The 21,940-nt window shown below is 65.3% G+C and carries 12 protein-coding genes; 9 read left to right on the top strand and 3 right to left on the bottom strand.

The features are described 5' to 3' along the window. Positions 1-35 precede the first annotated feature (35 nt). The 3 genes from AC07V5_RS17125 to AC07V5_RS17135 all read right to left on the bottom strand — a co-directional run bounded on the left by AC07V5_RS17125 (position 36) and on the right by AC07V5_RS17135 (position 5,341). A complete protein-coding gene (locus AC07V5_RS17125) occupies positions 36-2,300 on the bottom strand; it encodes a patatin-like phospholipase family protein (protein WP_495116879.1) in 2,265 nt (754 codons plus the stop codon). A 663-nt stretch (positions 2,301-2,963) separates the two neighbouring features. After that, positions 2,964-4,319 (bottom strand): MFS transporter, encoded by a 1,356-nt coding sequence (locus AC07V5_RS17130; protein WP_495116880.1) that lies wholly within the window; start codon positions 4,317-4,319, stop codon positions 2,964-2,966. A 2-nt stretch (positions 4,320-4,321) separates the two neighbouring features. Next, the gene (locus AC07V5_RS17135; protein ID WP_495116881.1) at positions 4,322-5,341 is read right to left on the bottom strand and encodes a LacI family DNA-binding transcriptional regulator; all 1,020 of its coding nucleotides are present in this window, start codon (positions 5,339-5,341) and stop codon (positions 4,322-4,324) included. Positions 5,342-5,683: 342 nt separating this feature from the next. Between AC07V5_RS17135 and AC07V5_RS17140 the strand changes: the two genes are divergently transcribed. From AC07V5_RS17140 to AC07V5_RS17180, 9 genes are all read left to right on the top strand, one after another. Next, positions 5,684-6,808, top strand: a complete 1,125-nt coding sequence (locus AC07V5_RS17140) for a glycoside hydrolase family 88/105 protein (RefSeq protein WP_495116882.1) — start codon at positions 5,684-5,686, stop codon at positions 6,806-6,808. Positions 6,809-6,828: 20 nt separating this feature from the next. Next, complete coding sequence (locus tag AC07V5_RS17145) at positions 6,829-8,091, top strand: DUF2264 domain-containing protein (RefSeq protein ID WP_495116883.1); 1,263 nt, start codon at positions 6,829-6,831, stop codon at positions 8,089-8,091. Then, on the top strand, positions 8,091-9,293 hold the full coding sequence (locus tag AC07V5_RS17150; protein WP_495116884.1) for a DUF4861 family protein: 1,203 nt from the start codon (positions 8,091-8,093) through the stop codon (positions 9,291-9,293). The genes AC07V5_RS17145 and AC07V5_RS17150 overlap by 1 nt, the downstream gene beginning before the upstream one ends. A gap of 11 nt (positions 9,294-9,304) precedes the next feature. Beyond that, positions 9,305-10,114, top strand: a complete 810-nt coding sequence (locus AC07V5_RS17155) for an NAD-dependent epimerase/dehydratase family protein (protein ID WP_495116885.1) — start codon at positions 9,305-9,307, stop codon at positions 10,112-10,114. A gap of 443 nt (positions 10,115-10,557) precedes the next feature. Next, a complete protein-coding gene (locus AC07V5_RS17160) occupies positions 10,558-13,434 on the top strand; it encodes a TonB-dependent receptor (protein WP_495116886.1) in 2,877 nt (958 codons plus the stop codon). Positions 13,435-13,493: 59 nt separating this feature from the next. After that, positions 13,494-14,819 carry a BNR repeat-containing protein gene (locus tag AC07V5_RS17165; RefSeq protein ID WP_495116887.1) on the top strand — a complete coding sequence of 442 codons (1,326 nt, stop codon included), beginning with the start codon at positions 13,494-13,496 and terminating at the stop codon, positions 14,817-14,819. Positions 14,820-14,980: 161 nt separating this feature from the next. Further along, positions 14,981-17,284 (top strand): beta-galactosidase, encoded by a 2,304-nt coding sequence (locus tag AC07V5_RS17170; protein WP_495116888.1) that lies wholly within the window; start codon positions 14,981-14,983, stop codon positions 17,282-17,284. Between the two features lie 15 nt (positions 17,285-17,299). After that, positions 17,300-18,643 carry an MFS transporter gene (locus AC07V5_RS17175; protein WP_495116889.1) on the top strand — a complete coding sequence of 448 codons (1,344 nt, stop codon included), beginning with the start codon at positions 17,300-17,302 and terminating at the stop codon, positions 18,641-18,643. Positions 18,644-18,654: 11 nt separating this feature from the next. Further along, on the top strand, positions 18,655-21,888 hold the full coding sequence (locus AC07V5_RS17180; protein ID WP_495116890.1) for a glycoside hydrolase family 2 TIM barrel-domain containing protein: 3,234 nt from the start codon (positions 18,655-18,657) through the stop codon (positions 21,886-21,888). Positions 21,889-21,940: the final 52 nt, after the last annotated feature.

Raw genomic sequence — 21,940 nt, forward strand, 5'->3', positions numbered from 1 at the left:
ACGAGCGGCAGGCGAAAGATCGCCTGCCTGAGCGCCTACCAGAAGGGGCCAAGGAACAGATACATGGCTCGGCCGACACCTCGGGTGGCGCCGGCTGCGAGGAACACGGGCCCGAACCGCGTGTCCACGCTGACGAACGCACTGCCCGCCTTTCGCAGAGCGTTACTGCCAGTGGAGAGCTCTGAGTCATAGCCGCGGCCCAGTTCGAGCGAGAAGCCGGTACGAACCGCACCTCCCAGCCCAGCGGGTAGTTCGCCGATGCGCTTGGCCATCACCAAACGGCCCAGCACGACCTCTCTTGCGCCGACCGAAGAACGCGGCGTTCCAGACAGCCGCAGGAATCCACCGAGCGAGATGGGGGCCGTTCCGCTCCGGGAGCGAGACCATTCGCCATAGAAGTGGCCAACCCAGTCATCCAGTCGGAACGCCTGTAGTCCCAGCACGGTCGCGCTTCCGCGCTTCTCGCCTTCAGGCGCGCCGCCGCCACTTTCAACGCGTATCTGCATCAGCAGCCCTCGGCTCGGCAGCGCCAGCCCGTCCAAGGTGTCCACCTGGAACTGGAAGTACTGGACGCTTTCCGAAAAGCTGTCGCTCACCTGGGAGCCATCGCCTGCGACCAACGACCGGGCATTGCCAGCTCGCCTCTGCAGACCGATCTGGACGTCCCCCCAGGTCGAGAGCTGCCGCCCCAGAGCCAATGAGGCGGTGGCGAACTCATACCCCGCACGTTGCGTGCGTCGATTCTTCTCGTACACGTCCGTGGACGACGCGCTGTATTGCAGCGACGGCGCAAGAGACCAGGCGGAACCTGGTGCCAGCGGTTGCCACCACTCGACGGCGAGGAGTCGCTGCGAGCCCAGTCGCGCGAGCGTGCGCAACTCGGCACCCCAAGGGTTCAGCCAAGACAGCACATGCAATGCGCTCACCGAGAACTGATGATCGTCCGAGAAGTCGCTGTTCAATTCCAGCCCGAGCCGCAGCCTGCTACGCGCCCATTCGGCCTCCGAGGGTGCGATGCGCACCTGGCGACCGCCTTCACCCTCTTTCAGTTCGACTTCGACACGCTCGAAGTCGCCGCTGTTCTGCAGGCGAACTGCTGCTCGCTGGATTTCCGAAGCCGTAACCACGTCACCTTCACGGAGGCCGATCTTTGCGGCCAGCGCTTCGGCGCCGCTGTGCACAGTGGGTTGAATCTCGAGCTTCGAAATGACCTGCGCGCGCTCCTGTTCGCGCGGCGCACGGCTGCGCGAGCGTTCGAGTGCGGCGTACGCATCAGGCGTCAAGGCCAGCGCCTGCAATCTGGTGGCAAGCGCCCGCGTCGCTTCTTCGCCTGCAGCGATGGCACGCTTGCTGTTGCCAAAGTCCATGAAGCTGATGCCGGCGAGGTCGGGCGTGATCAGGAGGTCGTTGGGCCCGACCTCTTGCACGGATCGGCGCACGTTCTGCGCGGTCAGGATGTTCAGCATCTGCCGCGCCACGTCGAGTGAACTCTCGAGCTCTGCCTCGCCGGACAGCGGCGTGCCCACGTTGACCGCGATGACCACGTCTGCACCCATGGCGCGAGCCACATCCACCGGCAGGTTGCGGACCAGCCCGCCATCCACCAGCAAGCGCTTGTTGATCCGGATGGGCGAGAACACGCCGGGCATTGCCAGCGATGCGCGCATCGATGCAAACAACGGCGTGTCGATCAGCTCGACCATCTCACCGTTGAGCAGATCGGAAGCGACACAGCGAAAGGGCAGCGCCAAGGTGTTCAGCGGTGCGGCACCGGCACCGTCAGGCAGCAGGCGCTCAAGTGCGGCCTCCAGCGATGCGTTGGCGATCGCCGCCGGCGGCAGCCTCAGTCCATGTCCATCAACTCCGAACTCGATGCGCGATGGAACCAGCAGATCCTCTTCACGGCGTCGAATGGGGAGGTCGCCGCGTGGTGGTCGGTCGGCCAGTACGGTGGACCAATTGGTGACTCGAACGAATTCCTCGAGCTCTTCGACCGAGCGGCCGGCAGCGTAGGCGCCACCGACGACGGCCCCCATGCTGGTGCCCGCCACCATGTCGATCGGTACACGAAGCTCCCTGAGGACTCGGAGAACCCCGACGTGTGCGAATCCTCGAGCGCCTCCACCGGAGAGCACCAGGGCGATCCGCGGCCGGCTTCGATCTGAGGCTTGCTCGTCTTCAACTCGCTGGGCATTGGCGCTGGCGAAGGGCAGAAGAAGCGCAAGAAGCGCCATCAGGCTGCGACGCCATGCAGCGATCTTCAGTGTGGCCTCTGGAGGTGTGCCCGATCGGTCAAACATGCGCCGTGGCCCTTGAAGACTTGGCCGGGCGTGCTCAAAGGTGGCAGGGGTATGCGTCCCCACGCAGCGACTCACATCCATCTTCGGACCTTGCCCTTTCGTTGTGGCAAACCGGGAGCCGGTCCCGCGAAGCGTCTGTCTTGCAGGCAGCGGGCGCGCTGGAGTCTGTACCGCTTTGACTCGAGCTTGAGGTCGCTCGATGGCCAGCTACTGCCATGTGATCTCGGATCGCGCGCGATCTTCTGGGCCTGTGAGAAGTGAAAAAGCCCTTGAGCATTGATTCTCAAGGGCTTTCTTGGCTTCCTGGGGCGATGGGGGATCGTCCAGGATGATCGGTTGGTGGGAGGAGGATCGAAAGAATGACTGCTGGTCGCACCAGATCAGAGAAAAGCTATTCGAACAGACAGCGGTTACTGCAACAGTTACCGCATCCAAGCGTTGCGGTAAAGGAGCGCCCATACCAGTACCTCGGCGTCGTCGATGCACGCGAGAAGAGCCTGGTGGCCGGTTGAGGCCGGTTGCCTGCTCGGAAGTATCGCCAGCGTGCGACGCGACCTCCAGTCGTTTCAGAGTTCGCTCGGCTGTGCAAGTTTGGATTTGCCGCCGACGAGTTCAGGCGCTAGAGCTGGCCCGAGTCTCCATCCGGCAGGACGTACCAAACAGCTACTGGCTCGGGGTGTGTGTCTGGCGGATGGCGACCTGCATGGCAAGGCGGCCGGACTGCAGGCGCAAGAGGCACAGCACGCACAGCAGAGAGAACACCGCTCCTGCGAGCAATGTGTAGCGGTAGTCATGCTCGGAGAGGTCGAGCATCGGCCCCTGGATGCTGCTGACGAGGATGGTGCCGAAGATGACCATCAGGTCCTTGGTCGAGTTGAACTGCACGAAGCTGGAGCGAGGAAACAGCGCCATGGGCATTGAAGCGGCGGCCGTGAACCAGGCGCCGGAGATCACCACGTGGGCAAAGTAGAAGGCACGGAAGCTGGCGGCATCCGACACCGCGGCGAAGCCGGCCGCGGAGACGGAGCAGTACACCGTCATGATGACCGCCGAGACCCGCAATGCACCGAAGCGATCGGCCATGGACCCGATGGCAAAGGCCGACACGATGGACACCGCATAGCCTGCCGCCGTCAGTGCGCCGAGCGTGGCCTTCTGGATGCCGGCGGCGTGCGCATAGTGCAGATAGAAGGTGTTGAAGGGACTGAAGGTGACGCTGGCCAGCACGAAGGCAGCGACGGCCCACCCATAGGGGCGATAGCGGAAGCAGGCCAGCACGTGATCGAGGGGAAATTTCAGCCGGCTCCCGGTCCTTTCGGCGGGTGCGGCGTCGGGCGGCAAGGGCGTTTCCTTCAGCATCAACGCCATCGCGAGGATAGGCAGGCAGAACAAAAGGCCGACGCCAATCAGGACCTCGCGCAGATAGTGGTCCGTCAGCGCGAAGATCCAGTTGTGATACGTGATGCCGATCGTCAGGCTGACGATTCGGAACACCGCAAAGAAACGACCGAGCAGGCCCGCGGGCACAAGGTCATTGACGAGGCCGTTGAACAACGAGAAGGCGCTGATGGCGGCGCAGTCGAATGCGGCCCAGAACAGGCTGAACAGCGCGAGTCGGCAGTTGTGCAGGCCCGGTGACCAAGCGCCCAGTGCACCGTCGAGCCAGCCCGCCAGCGTGGGTGACGCCGCCAGGCCCATCATTGCCAGAAGGCCTGCCGGCGCTGCAATCATCAGGAAGGGCTTGCGCCTGCCAAGGCGGCTGCGGCAACGGTCCGAGTGATAGCCGGCCAGGGGTACCAACAGCAGACTCAATGCGGCAGGCACGGTCGACAGCAGCAGCGAGATCGTGGTGTCGGACGCCGCATGTCGGCGCAGCAACTCAAGGGCGCTCGGCACAGCAGCGCGCTCGCGCATCGAGACACCGAAATCGCCGCACAGCAACCAGAGCAGCAGGACGGCCAGCCCAGCGAGGCCCGCCGACACGACGCCCCGGGCACCCGCAACGCGCACGTAGTTCATCGTCAGCCGCGCTGCGTGACTGGGCCGGTCGATTTGCGGACGATGAGTTCCAGGGGCAGGGCGATCTTCTTCGCCTCCTGGCCCGGGCTCTCGATGAGCGCCAGCAGTTCCCGCACGGCGCACGCACTGAGCTCGGCCAGCGGCTGGCGCATGGTGGTGAGGGGGGGGTGGATATGGCTGGAGATGGCAATGTCGTCAAAGCCGACGACCGAGATGTCGCCCGGGACACGCAAGCCCTTGCTGTGGATCGCATCGATGGCACCGAATGCCATCTCGTCGTTGGCCGCAAAGATGGCGGTCGGCGGATCGGGCAAGGCCAGCAACTGCTGGGTGGCTGCGTGGCCGCCCGTTTGAACGAAGCGGCCGGTGACGATCAATGCCGGGTCGGCGGCGATCCCCGCGTGGTTCAGCGCTTCGACATAGGCCGCCTGGCGCTCGGCGCTCTGGCCGGTGTGATGGGAGCCGGCGATGAAGGCAATGCGGCGGTGACCCAGGGACAGCAGATGCTCGACGGCCGTGCGGGCTCCCTGGCGGTTTTCGACGACGACGACCGGCAGCTTTGTGCCGCGCGCCTCGAAATTGACGAAAACGCAGGGCAGTTGGCGCTGCTCCAACTCGCCAAGATAGCCGTCCTCGACGTTCGGCATGGGCAATATCAGGCCCGCGCAGAGGTTGGCCAGCATGTCGCGCGTGCCCGCGCGGTCCGGCACGTCGAAGCGCTCGGCGTTGAACAACACGATGTCGTAGCCACGCGCACGGGCTTCGTTGCTGATTTCCCGCGTGATCTCGTGAAGCGCGAGGGAACCGAAGTTGTTGACGAAGATGCCGATCAGCATGCTCTTCGCACCGCGCATGTGCCTGGCCACCATGTCGGGGGCGTAGTTCAGCTGTGCTGCGGCCTCCATGATCCGCGCCCGCGCGTCTTCGGAGACATAGCCTTTGCCGCGAATCGCACGCGATGCCGTGATGGGGGCGACGCCTGCCAGTTTCGCTACTTCACTGAGCCTGCTCGGTTTGCGCATAGATCGCCGTAGAAATGGAATACCTGAATGTGGTCACGATACCACATTCATTGATGGCAAAGACAAGTTACTCGGTATAAACCCCGAGATATTCCAATTTTCCGGGACGGAAGAAGAAACATCTTTGCCTGTGAGCGTCAGTATGCTAACGTGACCATATTCGCTTTAAACGATGGGTCGGCAGGGCTCATCAGGTGCGTGCCGCCGCGATGGGGCGACGCGAAGGGCGGTTCGATCTTCACCGGGCATCCAAGGCATTGCTCGCAGGGCGGTCGACACGCCGCTGTCCAGACTGAAATCCGCCTTGCTCAAAACTCCGCAATGATCAGATTGAAGAACCACGTGACTGGCCTGTTGTTCGCGCTGAGCCTCGCGCTCGGCGGATGCGCGAGTGCGCCCGCAAAGAATGGGGCCGGCAGTCGCAGTGACGTGATTGCCGCGATCGACAAGGTCAACGGCTACTGGCAGGCCCGCACGCCAGCGCAGGAAAGCCCGTTCTGGAATGTCGCGGCCTATCACACCGGCAACATCGAGGCCTATCGGGTGACGGGCAAGGAAAGCTATCGGCGCTATTCAGAGGCCTGGGCGGAGCACAACCAGTGGATGGGCGCCAAGTCAAGGGACAAGGCCAGCTGGAAATACAGCTATGGCGAGACCGACGACCATGTGCTGTTCGGGGACTGGCAGATTTGTTTTCAGGTCTATGCCGACCTTTACCAGCTCGACAAGGACCCGCGCAAGATTGCCCGGGCTCGCGAGGTGATGGAATATCAGATGAGTACCGCCAACAAGGATTATTGGTGGTGGGTCGACGGGCTTTATATGGTCATGCCCGTCATGACCAAACTCCACAAGATCACCGGCAATAACCAATATCTCGATAAGCTGTACGAGTATTACAGCCATGCCGGCAGCATCATGTATGACCCGGCGGAGCACCTGTATTACCGCGATGCCAGATATGTTTATCCCAAGCACAAGAGCATCAACGGCAAGAAGGACTTCTGGGCGCGCGGCGACGGCTGGGCGTTCGCTGCGCTCGCGAGGGTGCTGTCGGACTTGCCTCAGGACGACCCGCGCCGCGGCGAATATGTCGAACGGCTTCAGGCGATGGCGGCAGCGCTTGTGCCGCTGCAGCAGCCCGAGGGCTACTGGACGCGCAGCCTCATGGACCCCGCCCACGCGCCCGGGCCCGAGACCAGTGGCACCGCGTTCTTCACCTACGGCCTGCTCTGGGGCATCAACAACGGATTGCTGCCGCGCGACCAATATCTGCCGGCCGCCCAGCGCGGCTGGCATTTCCTGACGACGGTTGCGGTGCAGCCGGATGGCAAGCTGGGTTATGTGCAACCCATCGGTGACCGCGCCATTGCGGGCCAGGTGGTCGACCAGAATTCCACGTCGCACTTTGGTGTCGGCGCGTTCCTCCTCGCCGGGTCGGAAATGGCCCGCCTGCTCGACAAATGATGCTGCCACCAGGAGGCCTTATGGAACGTCGCAATTTCATGCGCGCAGCGGCCTTGGGCCCGGTCCTGCCGGGGCTGCTCGGTGCAGGCCATGTGGGCGCTGCGGTGTCCGCCGGCGCGCCCGGTCAGGAGCGGGCCTACATGCTGGATCTGCTCCGGCAGATGGCCGAGCCGGTGCTGGATCCGATGTCCAGGGGCGAACTGAAGAAGAAGTTCGTGCTGGAGCTCAGCCCCACATGGGACGGTCGGGACCCGTCCGTTGCCTATCTCGAGTGTTTTGGTCGCCTGATGTCGGGCATCGCGCCCTGGCTCGCGCTGCCGGCCGACGCTACGCCCGAAGGCCGGTTGCGCCAGCGCCTACAGCAACAGGCACTGCAAAGCTATGCCAGCTCGGTCGACCCGAAAAGTCCCGACTGCCTGACCTGGAAGGGGCACGGCCAGGCGCTGGTCGATTCGGCCTACTTCACCAATGCGTTGATGCGCGCGCCCAAGGTGTTGTGGGAGCCGCTCGACGCCACCACCAAGGCTCGCATCGTGGCCGAGATCAAGAGCCTGCGCCGCATCGAGGTGCCCTACATCAACTGGCTCCTGTTCGCGGCGATGAACGAGGCCTGGCTGTTGTCCATCGGTGAGGAATCGGACCCGATGCGCATGAATGGCGCGATCCGCAAGATCAACGAGTGGTACATCGGCGACGGATGGATCAAGGATGGCCAGGACTTTCATTTCGACTACTACTGCTCCTACGTCATGTACCCCATGCTCCTCGAGATCCTCGAGGTGCTGGCAGCCAGGAAGGCGCCGTTCTGGAACGCCAAGCCGGAAGACCTGCTGGCGCAAGCCACCAAACGTGCGCAGCGCTACTGCGAACACCTGGAGCGCTTCGTGGGGCCGGAAGGCAGCTACCCGCCCATTGGGCGCTCGCTGACCTACCGTACCGCGGTCTTCCAGCCGCTGGCCTTGCTGGCCTGGCGCAAGCAGCTGCCCGCCTCGCTGCCCGAGGGGCAGGTCCGTTCGGCCCTGCATGCGGCCCACGTCGCCATCTGGGGCGGCCCGGGCAATTTCAGCCGGGATGGCTTCCTCACCATCGGCTTTCGCGGCCACCAGCCCGAGTTGGGGGACTGGTACTCCAACAACGGCAGCATGTACATCGCTGCGGCCGGCCTGCTCGCCTTGGGCCTGCCGGCCAGCGATTCCTACTGGACCGCGCCTGCGCAGGACTGGACGCAAAAGAAGGCGTTCAGCGGCAGCAGGTTTCCCAAAGACTACGCAGTGAACTACTGATGTGGCAGGCCATATTCGCAGCAGGACTGGCCTTGGCGGCGCTCGGTGCCGAGGCGGCCGAGCGCATGGTCATCACCGTCCGGCATGAGCTGAAGGCAGCGCGGCCGGCCGAGACGATCACGATCCCGTGGGCGGAGGTCGCCCGGCACCTGCCCGGGGCGCTGATGTTGCAACTGGCCGTGCGCGATGCCAGTGGCCGCCTGCTGCCCTACCAGGTCACCAATGTGGCGCCCCTGGCACGCGATCCCAAAGGCGCGGGCATTGCTTATGGCGAGCTGATCTTCCAGCACGATTTCGCGGCGGATGAGCAGAGCGCCCGATTCACCGTCGAGAGGAGTGCCACGGTGGCGCCACCGTTCCCGGTCAAGGCATTTGCGCGTTATGTTCCCGAGCGCCTGGACGACTTCGCATGGGAGAACGACAAGATCGGCCACCGCACCTATGGGCCGGCACTGGCCGAACCGGCGCCGCCGGGAAGCGACAAGGAAGTGCTGGTGACGAGCGGCCTGGACATCTGGTTCAAGCGCCCGTCCTACCTCATCGTCGACCGTTGGTACAACAAGGGGCACGACCACTATCACAGGGAAGAGGGCGAAGGCCTGGACATGTATGCCGTCGGCCGCACGCGTGGCGCGGGCGGCACCGGCATCTGGAATGGCAGCCGCCTGTTCACCAGTCGCAACTATTCGGCCTGGCGGGTGCTTGCGAACGGCCCCGTGCGGGCTGTCTTCGAGCTGGATTACGCGGCGTGGGATGCGCAGGGTGTGCCGGTCAGCGAAACCAAGCGCTTCACGGTCGACGCGGGCCACTATTTCGACATGGTCGAAAGCAGCTTCAGCACCCCCAACCCGCAGACGCTCACGGTCGCCCTGGGCTTGAACAAGAAGCCGGCCTACGCCGAGCAGACGCCGGAGGTCGCCACCTACCGTGCGCCGGACACGCTGATGCAGTGGGTGCGCCAGCGCAGCGCGGGTGACTTCGGTACCGCCATCATCCTGCCCGGTGCAGAGGGTTACGCGGCAGATCCCGACAACGAGCTGATCCTCGTCAAGGCCAGGGCTGGCCAGCCGCTGCGCTATTACCTCGGCGCAGCGGCGAGTTGGTCCGGTGAATTCCCCGCGGCGCCCGCTTGGCAGGCCTATGTGGAGGCCTATCGCCAGCGCGTGGCTGCGCCGATCCGCGTCGAAGTCGGCGCGCAGTAGCCACCATCACCATGTCCAAGCCATTCAAGCGCATCCTGATGACCGGCGCAGCCGGCGGGCTCGGAGGCCGCCTGCGGGGCCGCCTGCAAGAGTTCGCCGAGATCGTGCGCCTGAGCGACGTCGCCGATCTGGGGCTGGCGCGACCGGGCGAGGAAGTGGTGCACTGCGACCTCGCTGATCGGGACCAGGTGCTGGCGATGTGCGACGGCGTCGACGCCATCCTGCACTTCGGCGGCGTGTCCACCGAGACCGAGTTCCAGCCGATCATGGCCGCGAACATCCTCGGCGTGGTCCACCTGTACGAGGCCGTCCACAAGCTGGGCATCCGGCGCGTCGTGTTCGCGAGCTCCAACCACACCATGGGCATGTACCGAACGACCGAGACGGTCGACGCCTCGATGCCGACGAGGGCCGATGGCTATTACGGTGTCTCCAAGGTGTTTGGAGAATCGCTGTCCCGGCTTTATTGGGACCGCTTCGGCATCGAGACGGTGTGCATCCGCATCGGCTACTGCTTTCCTGAGGCCTCCACGCACCGGCAACTGGCGACCTGGCTGGGGCTGGACGACCTCGTCCAGCTGTTGCGCCGTTCGCTGCTGACGCCGCGGGTGGGCCACACCATCACCTTCGGCATCTCGGACAACCCGGGCAGGTGGTGGGACGACCGGCATTCGCGCTTTCTGCGCTACCAGCCGACGCAGAGTTCGCGCCAATTTGCGGATCGAGTCGCTGACGCGGTGGACTGGTCAGACCCACACGACCCGGTGCTGGTGTACCAGGGTGGGGTGTTCCTCAACATCGACCCCAAATACAAGGACTGATTGCGTGGCTGTCGAGTTGGTGCAATACGCGGCTGCGTCCAACGCAATTTCGTATATCTCAACGCTTTTTATTGATACCTTCGCGGTGGCCCGTGGAAGTAAGCTGGGCCAACAATGGCCCATGCCCTTGGTGCTTGTACCAGTCGGCTGTCGCTGCAAAGCAACTTGCAGCCGAATGAGACAACGTTACCATACCAATGAAATGGACACTGACGCCTCGCTCGTTTCGAGGTGGACCGCTTGGCGGCGGGCATGTAGGCGATGGCCGGATTTTGTGCTGCGGTCGCACAGCGAGAGTGGCGCTTTTTTTTGAGTCAACATGGTAACGTTGACATATTAAAAATACCACTTCAAGTGGTTGCATAAATAAACTGACAAGCTCCGGCGTTATTAATAAGGCCGGGATTGCAAATAAGCCCACAGTGGCATATGGAGCAGAGACAATGAAACAACGACTGATCTATTCGGCAATCTCCATGGCGCTTGCCGCTGCCTACGGGCAGGCAGGTGCCCAGGCAGCGGCTCCCGCGCCGATGGCCGAGAAGGCGCCGGACGCGCCGGACGGCGCCGCAAAGGCGGAGAAAAGCCAGCTCGAAGCCGTGGTGGTGACCGGCTTTCGTTCCAGCCTCGAGAAATCGATGGTGCTCAAGCAGCAGGCCATCGGCGTGCGCGATTCCATCGTGGCCGAGGACATCGGCAAGTTCCCCGAGGCCAACGTGGCGGAGTCGCTGCAACGCGTCCCCGGCGTGATCCTGAACCGCGATGAAAGCTCTGGCGAAGGTCAGCGTATTTCCATCCGCGGCTTGCCGACCGAGTACTCCGTCACCACGTTGAACGGCGCGCTGGTGAACGCCACGTCCACCGCCACCATCGGCAGCGCGGCTCGCGGCTTCAACTACGACGTGTTCGCGTCCGAATTGTTCGGCCGCGTGGACTTCTACAAGACCCCGTTGGCGGAACTGAGCGAAGGCGGCATGGGCGGCGTGGTGGACCTGCAGACGCCGCGCCCCTTCGACAACCCCAAGCAGACCATCCGCTACGGCCTCACCGCGACCCACAACACCACATCCGGCAAGACGGACCCGACGGGCTTCGCGCTGTACTCAAACACCTGGGGCGAGTGGGGCTTCCTGGCAGGCGTGTCGCATTCCTCGAGCGTGAACAACCGCTCCGGCTTCGAAGCGACCGGCGGCTACAACAGCTCCGCGCGCGGCAGCCAGAGCCCCGTGAAGGGCAACTTCGCCGTCGCGCTGGACTACGACAGCCCACGCGCCAACCTGGGGTCACTCACCCGCGCCCAGGTGGACAACGCGCTGCTGCCGCGCATCTACCGCTTCTACGGCTCGTCCAATGACCGCAGCCGCGATGGCCTGGTGTCCTCTTTGCAGTTCAAGACCCCGACGCTGAACCTCAGCCTGGATACGCTTTACTCCAAGTTGAAGAACACGCGCGACGAGATGTACTTCGGCATCCTGGTGCGCAACAGCCGCACCACCAACCGCAACGCGCCTGCCGGCCAGTCCGGCAACAACGGCTTCATTCCGCTCGACGTGAAGATCGACCCGGGATCGAACCTGCTGACCGGCACCTTCGGCAACACGTCCTACAGCAGCGGCGTGACCTACAGCGAAGACGAGACCAAGTTCGGCTACGTGGCGGCCAACGCCCGCTGGAGCGTCAACGACAAGCTGGTGCTGACGGGTCAGTTGAGCAGCAACAGCAGCAAGGCGCTGAGCTACCAGGACACCCTGTCCGGCCAGATCTTCGGCGTCGACTCCACCATCGACTACGGCAGCGACCACGTCTACCCGTCGATGTCCTCACCGGTCAGCTATACCGACCCCGCCAACTTCCAGGGCTTCGGCATCGGCACCGGCTGGACCCGCGAGACCGACAAGGGCAAGCAGGGCCGCGTCGTGGCCGACTGGGACTACGCCCTGGCGGGTGACTGGACCGGTCACCTGAAGGCCGGCCTTGTCTACGCCGAGACCTCCAAGGACATCAACAAGCGCAATGGCACGTCCGCTGCCACCGCCAAGCTCAACACGCTGGGCACTGCAGGCCTGCGTACGGGCATGACCTCCACGCTGCCCATCTCCAACCTGGATATGGGTGCCGGCTGGCCGCACGCCTGGGGCACCTTCACCCGCGGCTACACCTACTCGACCTTCGATCCGCTGGCCTTCAACTCGGAAGCGACCTTCACGCCCGCGCAAAGCTTCAAGGCGGAAGAGAAGGTGTCTACCGGCTTCATCCAGTCCGACTTCAAGGGCCAGGTCTTCGACAGGGAGTTGCGACTGAACGCCGGCGTGCGCTACTCACGCACCGAGACGCTGATCGACAACTTCAAGCAGCAAGGTGCCAGCCTGACCTACCTGCCCAACCAGGAGAAGGGCTCATACCGCAATGTGCTGCCCGCGGTGAGCGCCGCCCTGGACGTGACGGACGACCTGACCTGGCGCGCCTCCTGGGGCAAGACGCTCAGCCGCGCCTCGCTGTCCATCATTGCCGCACAGACCGTGATCCCCAATCCTTTCGACAACACGGCGACGGCCGGCAACCCGAGCCTGCGTCCGCAGCAGTCGCGGAATCTGGATACCAGCCTGGAGTGGTACTTCCAGAAGGGCAGCATGCTGTCGGCAGCCCTGTTCAAGAAGGACCTGACCGACGCCACCGTGGCCAGCACCACGCAGACCACCTTCGGTGCCCTCGGCCTGCCCGATACCGCACTCGGCGCCATTTTCCAGAACGCCCAGGGCAAGGTCGACCCCGCCTTGCCCATGACGCTGCGCACCTACAGCAATGCCGGCAAGCAGACGCTGAAGGGCTTCGAGCTGGCCTACCAGCAGGACTTCAACTTCCTGCCCGATCCCTTCAAGGGCTTCGGTGCGCTCGCCAGCTACACCCACATCAACCCGTTCAACAGCCAGCAGTGGATCACCAACGCGGGCAACACCATTGAAGTGAACTCGGTGCCCAAGTACGCCTACAGCACCACGCTGTACTACGAGAAAGGCCCGTTCGCGTTCCGCACCTCCTACAACTACAAGGGCCGCTCCCTGCATGGCGACAACCCGAAGAACAACGGTGACGACCTGATCCGCTGGCGCGCTGGCCGTGGCTATCTGGACGCCAACATCAGCTACAAGATCAACGATTCGGTGGAGATTCGCCTGGATGCGCTGAACCTGTCCAACACGCTGGCGTACGACTACTTCGAAGACGCCACCGGCCAGTACGGCCTGGGCAACAAGACCCGCATGGACTACGCGAAGTACGACGGCCGCACCTTCAAGATCGGCCTGCGTGGCAAGTTCTGAGCACCACGTTGATTGAATGCAGGACGGGCTTCATGCGAGGCTCGCTCCTTTGCCCTTGCATGAAGACAGTATCGTTAGCCCTGGTCATCGCGGCGTTGGTTGCCGGCTGCGCGGCCGCGCCTCAACGCGAGGCCTTGCCCGCAAGCGACGTGCGCCTTGTGGACGTGGGCGAAGGCTGGGCACGGAACTCCGTCAACGCCGTGGTGTTCCGCAAGAACTCCCTCGTCACGCATGGCGACATGCAGTACATCGCCTACTACGACCAGCACGCCAACGTCGTGCTGGGCAAGCGCAGGCTGGGCAGCGACGCCTGGGAGCTCAAGACCACCCAGTACAAGGGCAATGCGCTGGATGCTCACAACAGCATCAGCATCATGGTCGACGGCGCGGGCATCCTGCACCTCGCCTGGGACCACCACAACAATGCCCTGCGCTACGCGCGCAGCCTGCGCCCCGGCGCGCTGGAGCTGACCGACAAGCTGCCCATGACGGGGCACGACGAGGGTTCCGTGTCCTACCCCGAGTTCCACCGCCAGCCGGACGGCAACCTGCTGTTCTTCTACCGGGACGGCGGCTCGGGCCGCGGCAACCTGGTCATCAACCGCTACGACGTGGGCACGCGGGCCTGGACGCGGCTGCATGGCAACCTGATCAGTGGGGAAGGGCGGCGCAACGCCTACTGGCAGGCCTTCCTCGACCACCAGGGCACGCTGCATCTGTCCTGGGTCTGGCGCGAATCGCCGGACGTCGCCAGCAACCACGACATGGCTTATGCCCGCTCGCGCGACGGCGGCCTGACCTGGGAGACATCGGAGGGACGGCCCTACGCACTGCCCATCACGGCGGCCAGCGCCGAATACGCGGCGCGCATCCCGCAGAACAGCGAGTTGATCAACCAGACGTCGATGTCGGCCGACAAAGAGGGCCAGCCCTACATCGCCAGCTACTGGCGGCGCGCGGGCAACGCGGTGCCGCAGTACCAGGTGGTCTACCGCAGCGGCGGCGCGTGGAAGGAACTGGAACTGGGCTTCCGCCGCACGCCGTTTTCTCTGAGCGGTGTGGGCACCAAGGCGATTCCGATATCGCGCCCGCAGATCATGGTCGGCCTGCAGGGCAGCCCGCCCACGGCGCTGCTGGTGTTTCGCGACGAAGAGCGCGGCAGCAAGGTGTCGGTCGCCCGCATCACCGACTTCGGCGCCAGGCGCTGGACCGTGCGTGACCTCACGCGCGATTCCGCAGGTGCCTGGGAACCCAGCTTCGACACGGAACTGTGGCGCACGCAAGGCGAGCTGAATTTGTTCCTGCAAGCCGTTCAGCAGGTGGATGCAGAGGGCACCGCGACCGCTCCGCCCAGCAAGGTGCGCGTGCTGCAGTGGCGCCCCTGAAACACGAGTGTCTCCGGGCTGCGCTGCATGGCGCACCCTTCACCCTGCCTCGCAACCCGAGGCAGGGTCTTTTGCCGCCTTCTGCAAACCCAGGCCCCCCCATGACCGTTCTCCTCCCTCGCCGTCGACTTCTCGGGGCCGCCGCCACAGGTGCGGCTCTCATGCTGAATGCACCCGCGGCCAACGCGGCCAGTGCAGAAACAGCTCGCTTCGCCATCGGCGACAGCGACTTCCTGCTCGACGGCAAGCCGCTGCAGATCCGCTGCGGCGAGATGCACTTCGCGCGGGTGCCGCGTGAGTACTGGCGCCACCGCCTGCAGGCCATCAAGGCCATGGGCATGAACACGGTGTGCGCCTATCTGTTCTGGAACTTCCACGAATGGCGCGAAGGCCAGTACCGCTGGGAAGGCCAGCGTGACGCGGTCGAGTTCTGCAAACTGGCCCAGGCCGAGGGCCTGTGGGTGATCCTGCGCCCGGGCCCCTACGCCTGCGCCGAATGGGAGATGGGCGGCCTGCCGTGGTGGCTGTTGAAGCATCCTGGCGACACCTTCCTGCGCAGCCGCGATGACGCCTTCGTGCAGCCGGTGCGGCGCTGGATGAAGGAGGTCGGGCGGGTGCTGACGCCGATGCAGGTCAGCCAGGGCGGCCCCATCCTGATGGTGCAGGTCGAGAACGAATACGGCTTCCTCAGCGACGACCGCGAGTACATGCGCGTGATGCGCCAGGCCGTGCTCGACGGTGGCTTCGACGTGCCGCTGTTCCAGTGCAACCCGACCAACGCGGTCGGCAAGACACACGTCCCCGAGCTGTTCACGGTGGCCAACTTCGGCAGCGACCCTGCAGGCGGCTTCAAGGCGCTGGCCGCCCTGCAGAAGGGGCCGCTGATGTGCGGCGAGTACTACTCCGGCTGGTTCGACACCTGGGGTGCGCCCCACCGCCGCGGCGACAACGCGCGCGCCGTCCAGGACATCGACGCGATGCTGAACGCGAACGGCTCGTTCAGCCTCTATATGGCACACGGTGGTACCACGTTCGGCCTTTGGGGCGGTTGCGATCGTCCCTTCCGCCCGGACACCACCAGCTACGACTACGACGCGCCGATCGGCGAGGCCGGCTGGATCGGCGAGAAGTTCCGCACCTATCGAGACTGCCTGGCCAGGCACCTGAAGGCGGGCGAGGTTCTCCCCGCGCCGCCGGCCAGGTTGCCGGTGATGACGATTCCCTCGTTCGCCCTCACGGAGACGGCGCCGGTGCTGGTCAACCTGCTGGCACAGGCGATTCGGGCCGAGTCGCCCAGGAACATCGAGCAATACGACATCAGCCGCGGGCTGATCGCCTATCGCGTCACGCTGCCCGCCGGCCCTGCCGGCAAGCTGGAAGCCGCGAATGCGCGTGACCTGGCCTGGGTCTTCATCGACGGCCGCTTGGCCGGCACGATGGATACGCGCCACCGCCGCTTCGGCGTCAAGGTGCCCGCGCGCACCCGTGACACCACCGTCGAGATCCTGCTGCACACGATTGCCCGCGTGAACTTCGGCATGGAGGTTCACGACCGCAAAGGCCTGCAGGGCCCGGTGATGTTCAGGACGTCGAAGGACTCGGCGCAGGAACTCAAAGGCTGGGAGATCCGCGCCATCGACTTCGGCGCCGACGGCGACCTGCCGCCGCTGCAATGGCAATCCAGCAAGACAGCCGGACCCGCCTTCTGGCGTGGCAACTTCGAAGCGACGGCCTCTGCCGACACCTTCCTCGACATGTCCACCTGGGGCCAGGGCATCGTCTGGATCAACGGCCGCTGCCTGGGCCGCTACTGGAGCATCGGCCCCACGCAGACGATGTACCTGCCCGGCCCCTGGATCAGGGCCGGCCGCAACGAGGTCGTCGTGCTCGACCTGACCGGGCCGCGCGCCAACCGCATCGAAGGCAAGCTCGCACCCGTGCTCGACCAGCTGCGCCCGGAGCTCGACCTGCCGCGGCCGCCCAGCACGGCCCGCCCGCGCCTGGCCGGCTTGACGCCGGTTCATGCAGCGCAGTTCGCCAGCGGCTCGGCGACCCAGGACGTGCGCTTCAACGAGCCGGCGCGTGGCCGCCAGCTCTGCATCGAGGTGCTCGATGCCTTCGACGGCAAGCCGCATGCGGCAATCGCGGAGCTGGCAGTGCTCGATGCTCAAGGCAAGCCCGTGAACCAGACCGCCTGGACCATCGCCTACGCCAGCAGCGAGGAGGCGCGCAAGGAAGACGGCGGCGCGCTGAACGCGATCAATGGCCAGGCCACGGATTTCTGGCACACGGCTTACAGCAGCCCTGTCAAACCTGCGGGACCGCCGCGCCTGATCATCGATCTGGGCAGCCCGATCGACATCGCCGGCCTGCGCTACACGCCGCGCCAGGGGCCCGACAGCGTCACGGGCCGCATCCGCCGCTACCGCGTGTTCGTGGGTGACAAGTTGGTTGCCAACGACTGAACAGAGGGCTGAACCATGAACCAGCAAGTCATCGGCAAGTACAGGTGGACCATCTGCGCGCTGCTGTTCTTCGCCACCACCGTCAACTACCTGGACCGGCAGGTGCTCAGCCTGCTGGCGCCGTCGCTGTCCAGGGAGTTCGGCTGGACCAACACCGACTACGCCAACATCACGGCGGTGTTCCAGTTCGGCTATGCGATCTCGATGCTGTTCGCAGGCCGCTTCATCGACGCCATCGGCACCAAGCGCGCCTTCGCCATCGCGGTGGTCGTCTGGTCGCTCGGCGCCATGATGCATGCCTTCTCCGTGCCCATCGGCGGCATCCTGGTGGCCCTCGGTGTCGGGCTGCCCGTGTCGGTGATCGGCTTCATGGTGTCGCGCGCCGTGCTGGCCCTTGGCGAGGCCGGCAACTTCCCCGCCGCCATCAAGGCGACCGCCGAATACTTCCCCAAGAAGGAGCGCTCCTTCGCCACGGGCATCTTCAACTCGGGCGCCAATGTCGGTGCCATCCTGGCGCCGCTGACCGTGCCATGGATCGCCGTCACCTGGGGCTGGCAGATGGCTTTCATCGCCATCGGCGCCATTGGCTTCCTGTGGGTCGCGTTGTGGGTCACCTTTTACGACGCCCCGTCGCGGCAGCGCCGGCTTGGCGCCGCCGAGCTGGCCTACATCAACAGCGACCGCGAGGCCACCGAGCCTGCCGTTGACGGCGCCAAGGTGCCGTGGTTCCGGCTGCTGGCGCATCGCCAGACCTGGGCCTTTGCCGTCGGCAAGTTCCTGACCGATGGTGTCTGGTGGTTCTACCTGTTCTGGCTGCCCAAGTACCTCACCAGCCAGTACGGCATGAGCACGACGGACATCGCCTTGCCGCTGACGGTGTTGTACAGCATGACCATGATCGGCAGCATCGGTGGTGGCTGGTTCCCGACCTGGTTCATGCAGCGCGGCTACAAGCCCTATGACGGCCGCATGCGGGCCATGCTGGTGATTGCCTTCTTCCCCCTGGTGGTGCTGCTGGCGCAGCCGCTCGGCAGCATCAGCTACTGGATGCCCGTGCTGTTGATCGGCATCGGCGCGTCGGCGCATCAGGCCTGGTCCGCCAACCTCTTCACCACCGTGTCGGACATGTTCCCCAAGCGCGCCATCGGCTCGGTCGTCGGCATCGGTGGCATGGCCGGCGGCCTGGGTGGCGTGGCGGTGTCCAAGCTCGGCGGCTGGATCTTCGACGCCTATGGCGCCCGCGGTGAGCTGGCGACCGGCTACATGATCATGTTCTCCCTTTGCGCACTGGCCTACCTCGTCGCATGGGCTGCCATGAAGACCCTCGTGCCGCGGCACAAAGACATCACCGTGCTTTGAGAACCCAGGAGATGTCTGTGCATGCAAGACTGATGGCCCATGTGGGCGTGGCGCTTTTGTTGGGCACCGCAGCTGCGGTGGTGCAGGCGCAGGCGCCGCAGGTGCAGGCTGTGCAGGTGGACGCCTCGCGGCCCGACTGGGAGAACCCGGCGGTGTTTGCGCGCGGCAAGCTGCCGGCCGTGGCGACACACTTCCCGTTCGAGAACCGCGCGGCGGCGCTGGCGGGCGACAAGACCCGCTCGGCCCGCTACCAGACGCTGGACGGCCCATGGTCGTTCATCTTCTCGCCTTCTTCGGACGATGTGCCCAACGGCTTCGAGAAGCCGACCTACGACGTCTCTGCCTGGAAGACCATCAAGGTGCCGGCCATGTGGCAGGCCGAGGGCTACGACCAGGCGCGCTACAACAACATCACCTACCCGCACCCGGCCAACCGGCCGCTGATCCCGCACGCCACCAACCCGGTGGGCTCCTATCGCCGCACGGTCGAGGTGCCGGCCAGCTGGTCGGGGCAGGACGTCATCCTGCACATCGGCGCCGCCGGCTCGGCGTATCAGGTCTGGGTGAATGGTCTGGAGGCGGGCTACTCCGAGGACTCCAAGCTGCCCAGCGAGTTCGATGTCACCGCCCTGTTGAAGCCGGCGCAGAAGAACGTCGTCGCCATCCAGATCCACCGCTGGTCCGATGGGTCCTACCTGGAAGACCAGGACTTCTGGCGCGTCTCGGGCATCGAGCGATCGGTCTACCTGAAGGCCGTGCCCAGGACCCGGTTGACCGACCTCTTCGTGCATGCCGGCCTGGACAAGGACTATCGCCACGGCCTGCTCTCGGCCGATATCGCCCTGACCGAGCGCGCCCAGCCGCTGCAGCTGCGCATGACGCTGCTGGATGGCGACAAGGTGGTCGCGACCCAAGCCGCCATGGTCGCGGCCGGCGCGGCCCGCACCGAGACGCTGGCCGCACCCGTGCCAGACGTTCGCCATTGGACGGCCGAGACGCCCAATCTCTACACGCTGCTGGTGGAGCTGCTCGACGCCGATAGCCGGCTGATCCAGGCGACGCCGCAGCGCATCGGCTTCCGTACGGTCGAGATCAAGCGCGGCCTGGTGATGGTCAATGGCCGGCCCATCGTCATCCGCGGCGTCAATCGCCACGAGCACGACCCCGAGACCTTCCACGTCATGTCGGAAGCCTCCATGCGCCGCGACATCGAACTGATGAAGCGCAACAACATCAATGCGGTGCGCACCTCGCACTACCCGAACGCCGAGCTCTGGTATGCGCTGGCCGACGAGTACGGCCTCTACGTCATGGACGAGGCCAACGTCGAGAGCCATGCCTATATGGACTACGGCAACAAGTTTCCGGAACTCCGGCAGAAGCTGCAGCTCGGCTTCGACCCCGCCTGGGAGGCCGCGCATGTCAGCCGCGTCATGAACATGGTCGAGCGCGACAAGAACCACCCCTCGGTGATCTTCTGGTCTCTTGGCAACGAGGCGGGCATAGGCCCCACCTTCGCCAAGGCCGCCGCGCAGGCGCGCCAGCGCGACCCTTCGCGCCTGATCTCCTACCTCGGCTGGGGCACGCTCGACTGGGAGCACCAGCCCAACGCCTACGTCGACATCTACGCGCCGATGTACGACGACATCGAGAAGATGGTGGACTGGGCGACCGACCCGACCCGCACCCAGCCCATGATCCAGTGCGAGTACGCCCATATGCAGGGCAACTCGGGCGGCAACTTCAAGGACTACTGGGACACCACCTACAAGTACGAGAAGCTGCAGGGTGGCTTCATCTGGGACTGGGTCGACCAGTCCATGTATCGCACCACCAAGGACGGCCGGCGCTACTGGGGCGATGGTGGCGAGTACGGGCCCAACCCTGGCGGCGACATCGAGTTCGGCGACGGCCTGATCCAGCCCGACCGCACGCCCAACCCGCATGTCTACGAAGTGCAGAAGGTGCTCTCGCCGATCCAGTTCGAGGCCTTCGATCCAGCGTCGGCCACGGTGACCGTGCGCAACCGCCACGACTTCCGCGACCTCTCGGGCTTTGCCTTCGAGTGGGCGCTGCAGGAAAACGGCGTGACCGTCGCCTCCGGGGCGCTGGCGGCGCTGTCGACGCAGGCGCGGCAAACCCAGAAGGTGAAGCTGCCGTTGGCCGGCATCGCGCGCAAGCCGGGCGCGGAGTACTTCGTCACCGTGCGCGCCAAGGCCCGGGCAGGCGCGGTGCCGCTGACGCCCGAGGGCTACGTCGTCGGCTGGGAGCAGTTCGCGCTGGCGCCGCACGCGCTCGCATCCAGTCCGCCGGCCAAGGGCGCTGTCCAGCAGACGGAGAGCGCAGACGCCGTGACCTTGTCTGCCGCAGGCACGACCCTGGTACTCGACCGCAAGACCGGCCTGCTGACCAGCTACGGCAAGGCCGGCGCACCGCTGCTGAGCGGCGGCCGGCCCAACTTCTTTCGCGCCGAGACCGACAACGACACGCTGACCGGCACGGTGCGCCAGCAGGCGCCCTGGAAGCTGATGACCAGCGAACGCCAGGTCCGGTCGATGACCAGCCGCAGTCTGCCGGGCGGCGCGGTGGAGGTCACCGTCGATCACGCGCTGGGCGCCGGCGCGGCTCGCTTCGTCACCAGCTACACCATGACCGGCGACGGCAGCGTCGACGTGGCAGGTTTGCTCACCCCGCTCAAGAGCGATCTGCCGCCCCCAGTGCGCGTCGGCCTGTGGTTCGACATGCCGTCAACGCTGACCACCGTCGGCTGGTACGGCCGCGGCCCGCATGAGAGCCATGTCGACCGCAAGACCAGCGCGGCCGTCGGCCTCTGGCGTGGCGCCATCGCCGACCAGAACCACGACTACATGCGGCCGCAGGACACCGGCAACAAGGTCGACGTGCGCTGGCTCGAAGTCTCCGGCGGCGGCCGCGGCCTGCGGGTGGAGGGCAGGGCGCTGCTGATGGCCAACGCGCTGGCCTTCCCCTACACCGACCTCTATCGCCGCCCGCCCGGCACCTGGAAGAGCAGCGACATCGTGCCCCACGACCACGGCACGCTGCTGATCGACGGCGCGCAATGGGGCGTGGGGGGCGACAACTCCTGGAGCCACGTCGGCCAGCCGCACATGCAATACCGGACCAAGCTGGAACCCGTTCGCGTCGCCTTCCGTCTGCGGCCGTTCGAAGGCGAGGGCAGCACGCCGGAGAAGGCCATGCCGGCGCAGGCGACGATGCCGCAATAGAGGAGCTGCGCGCGGGTTGACTTCGCTCAACCGCTTGCTTGTTGTGCACCAA

This window comes from Roseateles sp. GW821-FHT02E12, from assembly GCF_059421665.1.

What these genes read in the sequence shown, in the direction of transcription:
- AC07V5_RS17145 (WP_495116883.1), top strand. Translation starts at nt 6,829, where the DNA reads ATGGAACGTCGCAATTTCATGCGCGCAGCGGCCTTGGGCCCGGTCCTG.
- AC07V5_RS17170 (WP_495116888.1), top strand. Translation starts at nt 14,981, where the DNA reads ATGCTGAATGCACCCGCGGCCAACGCGGCCAGTGCAGAAACAGCTCGC.
- AC07V5_RS17150 (WP_495116884.1), top strand. Translation starts at nt 8,091, where the DNA reads ATGTGGCAGGCCATATTCGCAGCAGGACTGGCCTTGGCGGCGCTCGGT.
- AC07V5_RS17135 (WP_495116881.1), bottom strand. Translation starts at nt 5,341, where the DNA reads ATGCGCAAACCGAGCAGGCTCAGTGAAGTAGCGAAACTGGCAGGCGTC.
- AC07V5_RS17125 (WP_495116879.1), bottom strand. Translation starts at nt 2,300, where the DNA reads ATGTTTGACCGATCGGGCACACCTCCAGAGGCCACACTGAAGATCGCT.
- AC07V5_RS17175 (WP_495116889.1), top strand. Translation starts at nt 17,300, where the DNA reads ATGAACCAGCAAGTCATCGGCAAGTACAGGTGGACCATCTGCGCGCTG.
- AC07V5_RS17160 (WP_495116886.1), top strand. Translation starts at nt 10,558, where the DNA reads ATGAAACAACGACTGATCTATTCGGCAATCTCCATGGCGCTTGCCGCT.
- AC07V5_RS17130 (WP_495116880.1), bottom strand. Translation starts at nt 4,319, where the DNA reads ATGAACTACGTGCGCGTTGCGGGTGCCCGGGGCGTCGTGTCGGCGGGC.
- AC07V5_RS17165 (WP_495116887.1), top strand. Translation starts at nt 13,494, where the DNA reads ATGAAGACAGTATCGTTAGCCCTGGTCATCGCGGCGTTGGTTGCCGGC.
- AC07V5_RS17180 (WP_495116890.1), top strand. Translation starts at nt 18,655, where the DNA reads ATGTCTGTGCATGCAAGACTGATGGCCCATGTGGGCGTGGCGCTTTTG.
- AC07V5_RS17155 (WP_495116885.1), top strand. Translation starts at nt 9,305, where the DNA reads ATGTCCAAGCCATTCAAGCGCATCCTGATGACCGGCGCAGCCGGCGGG.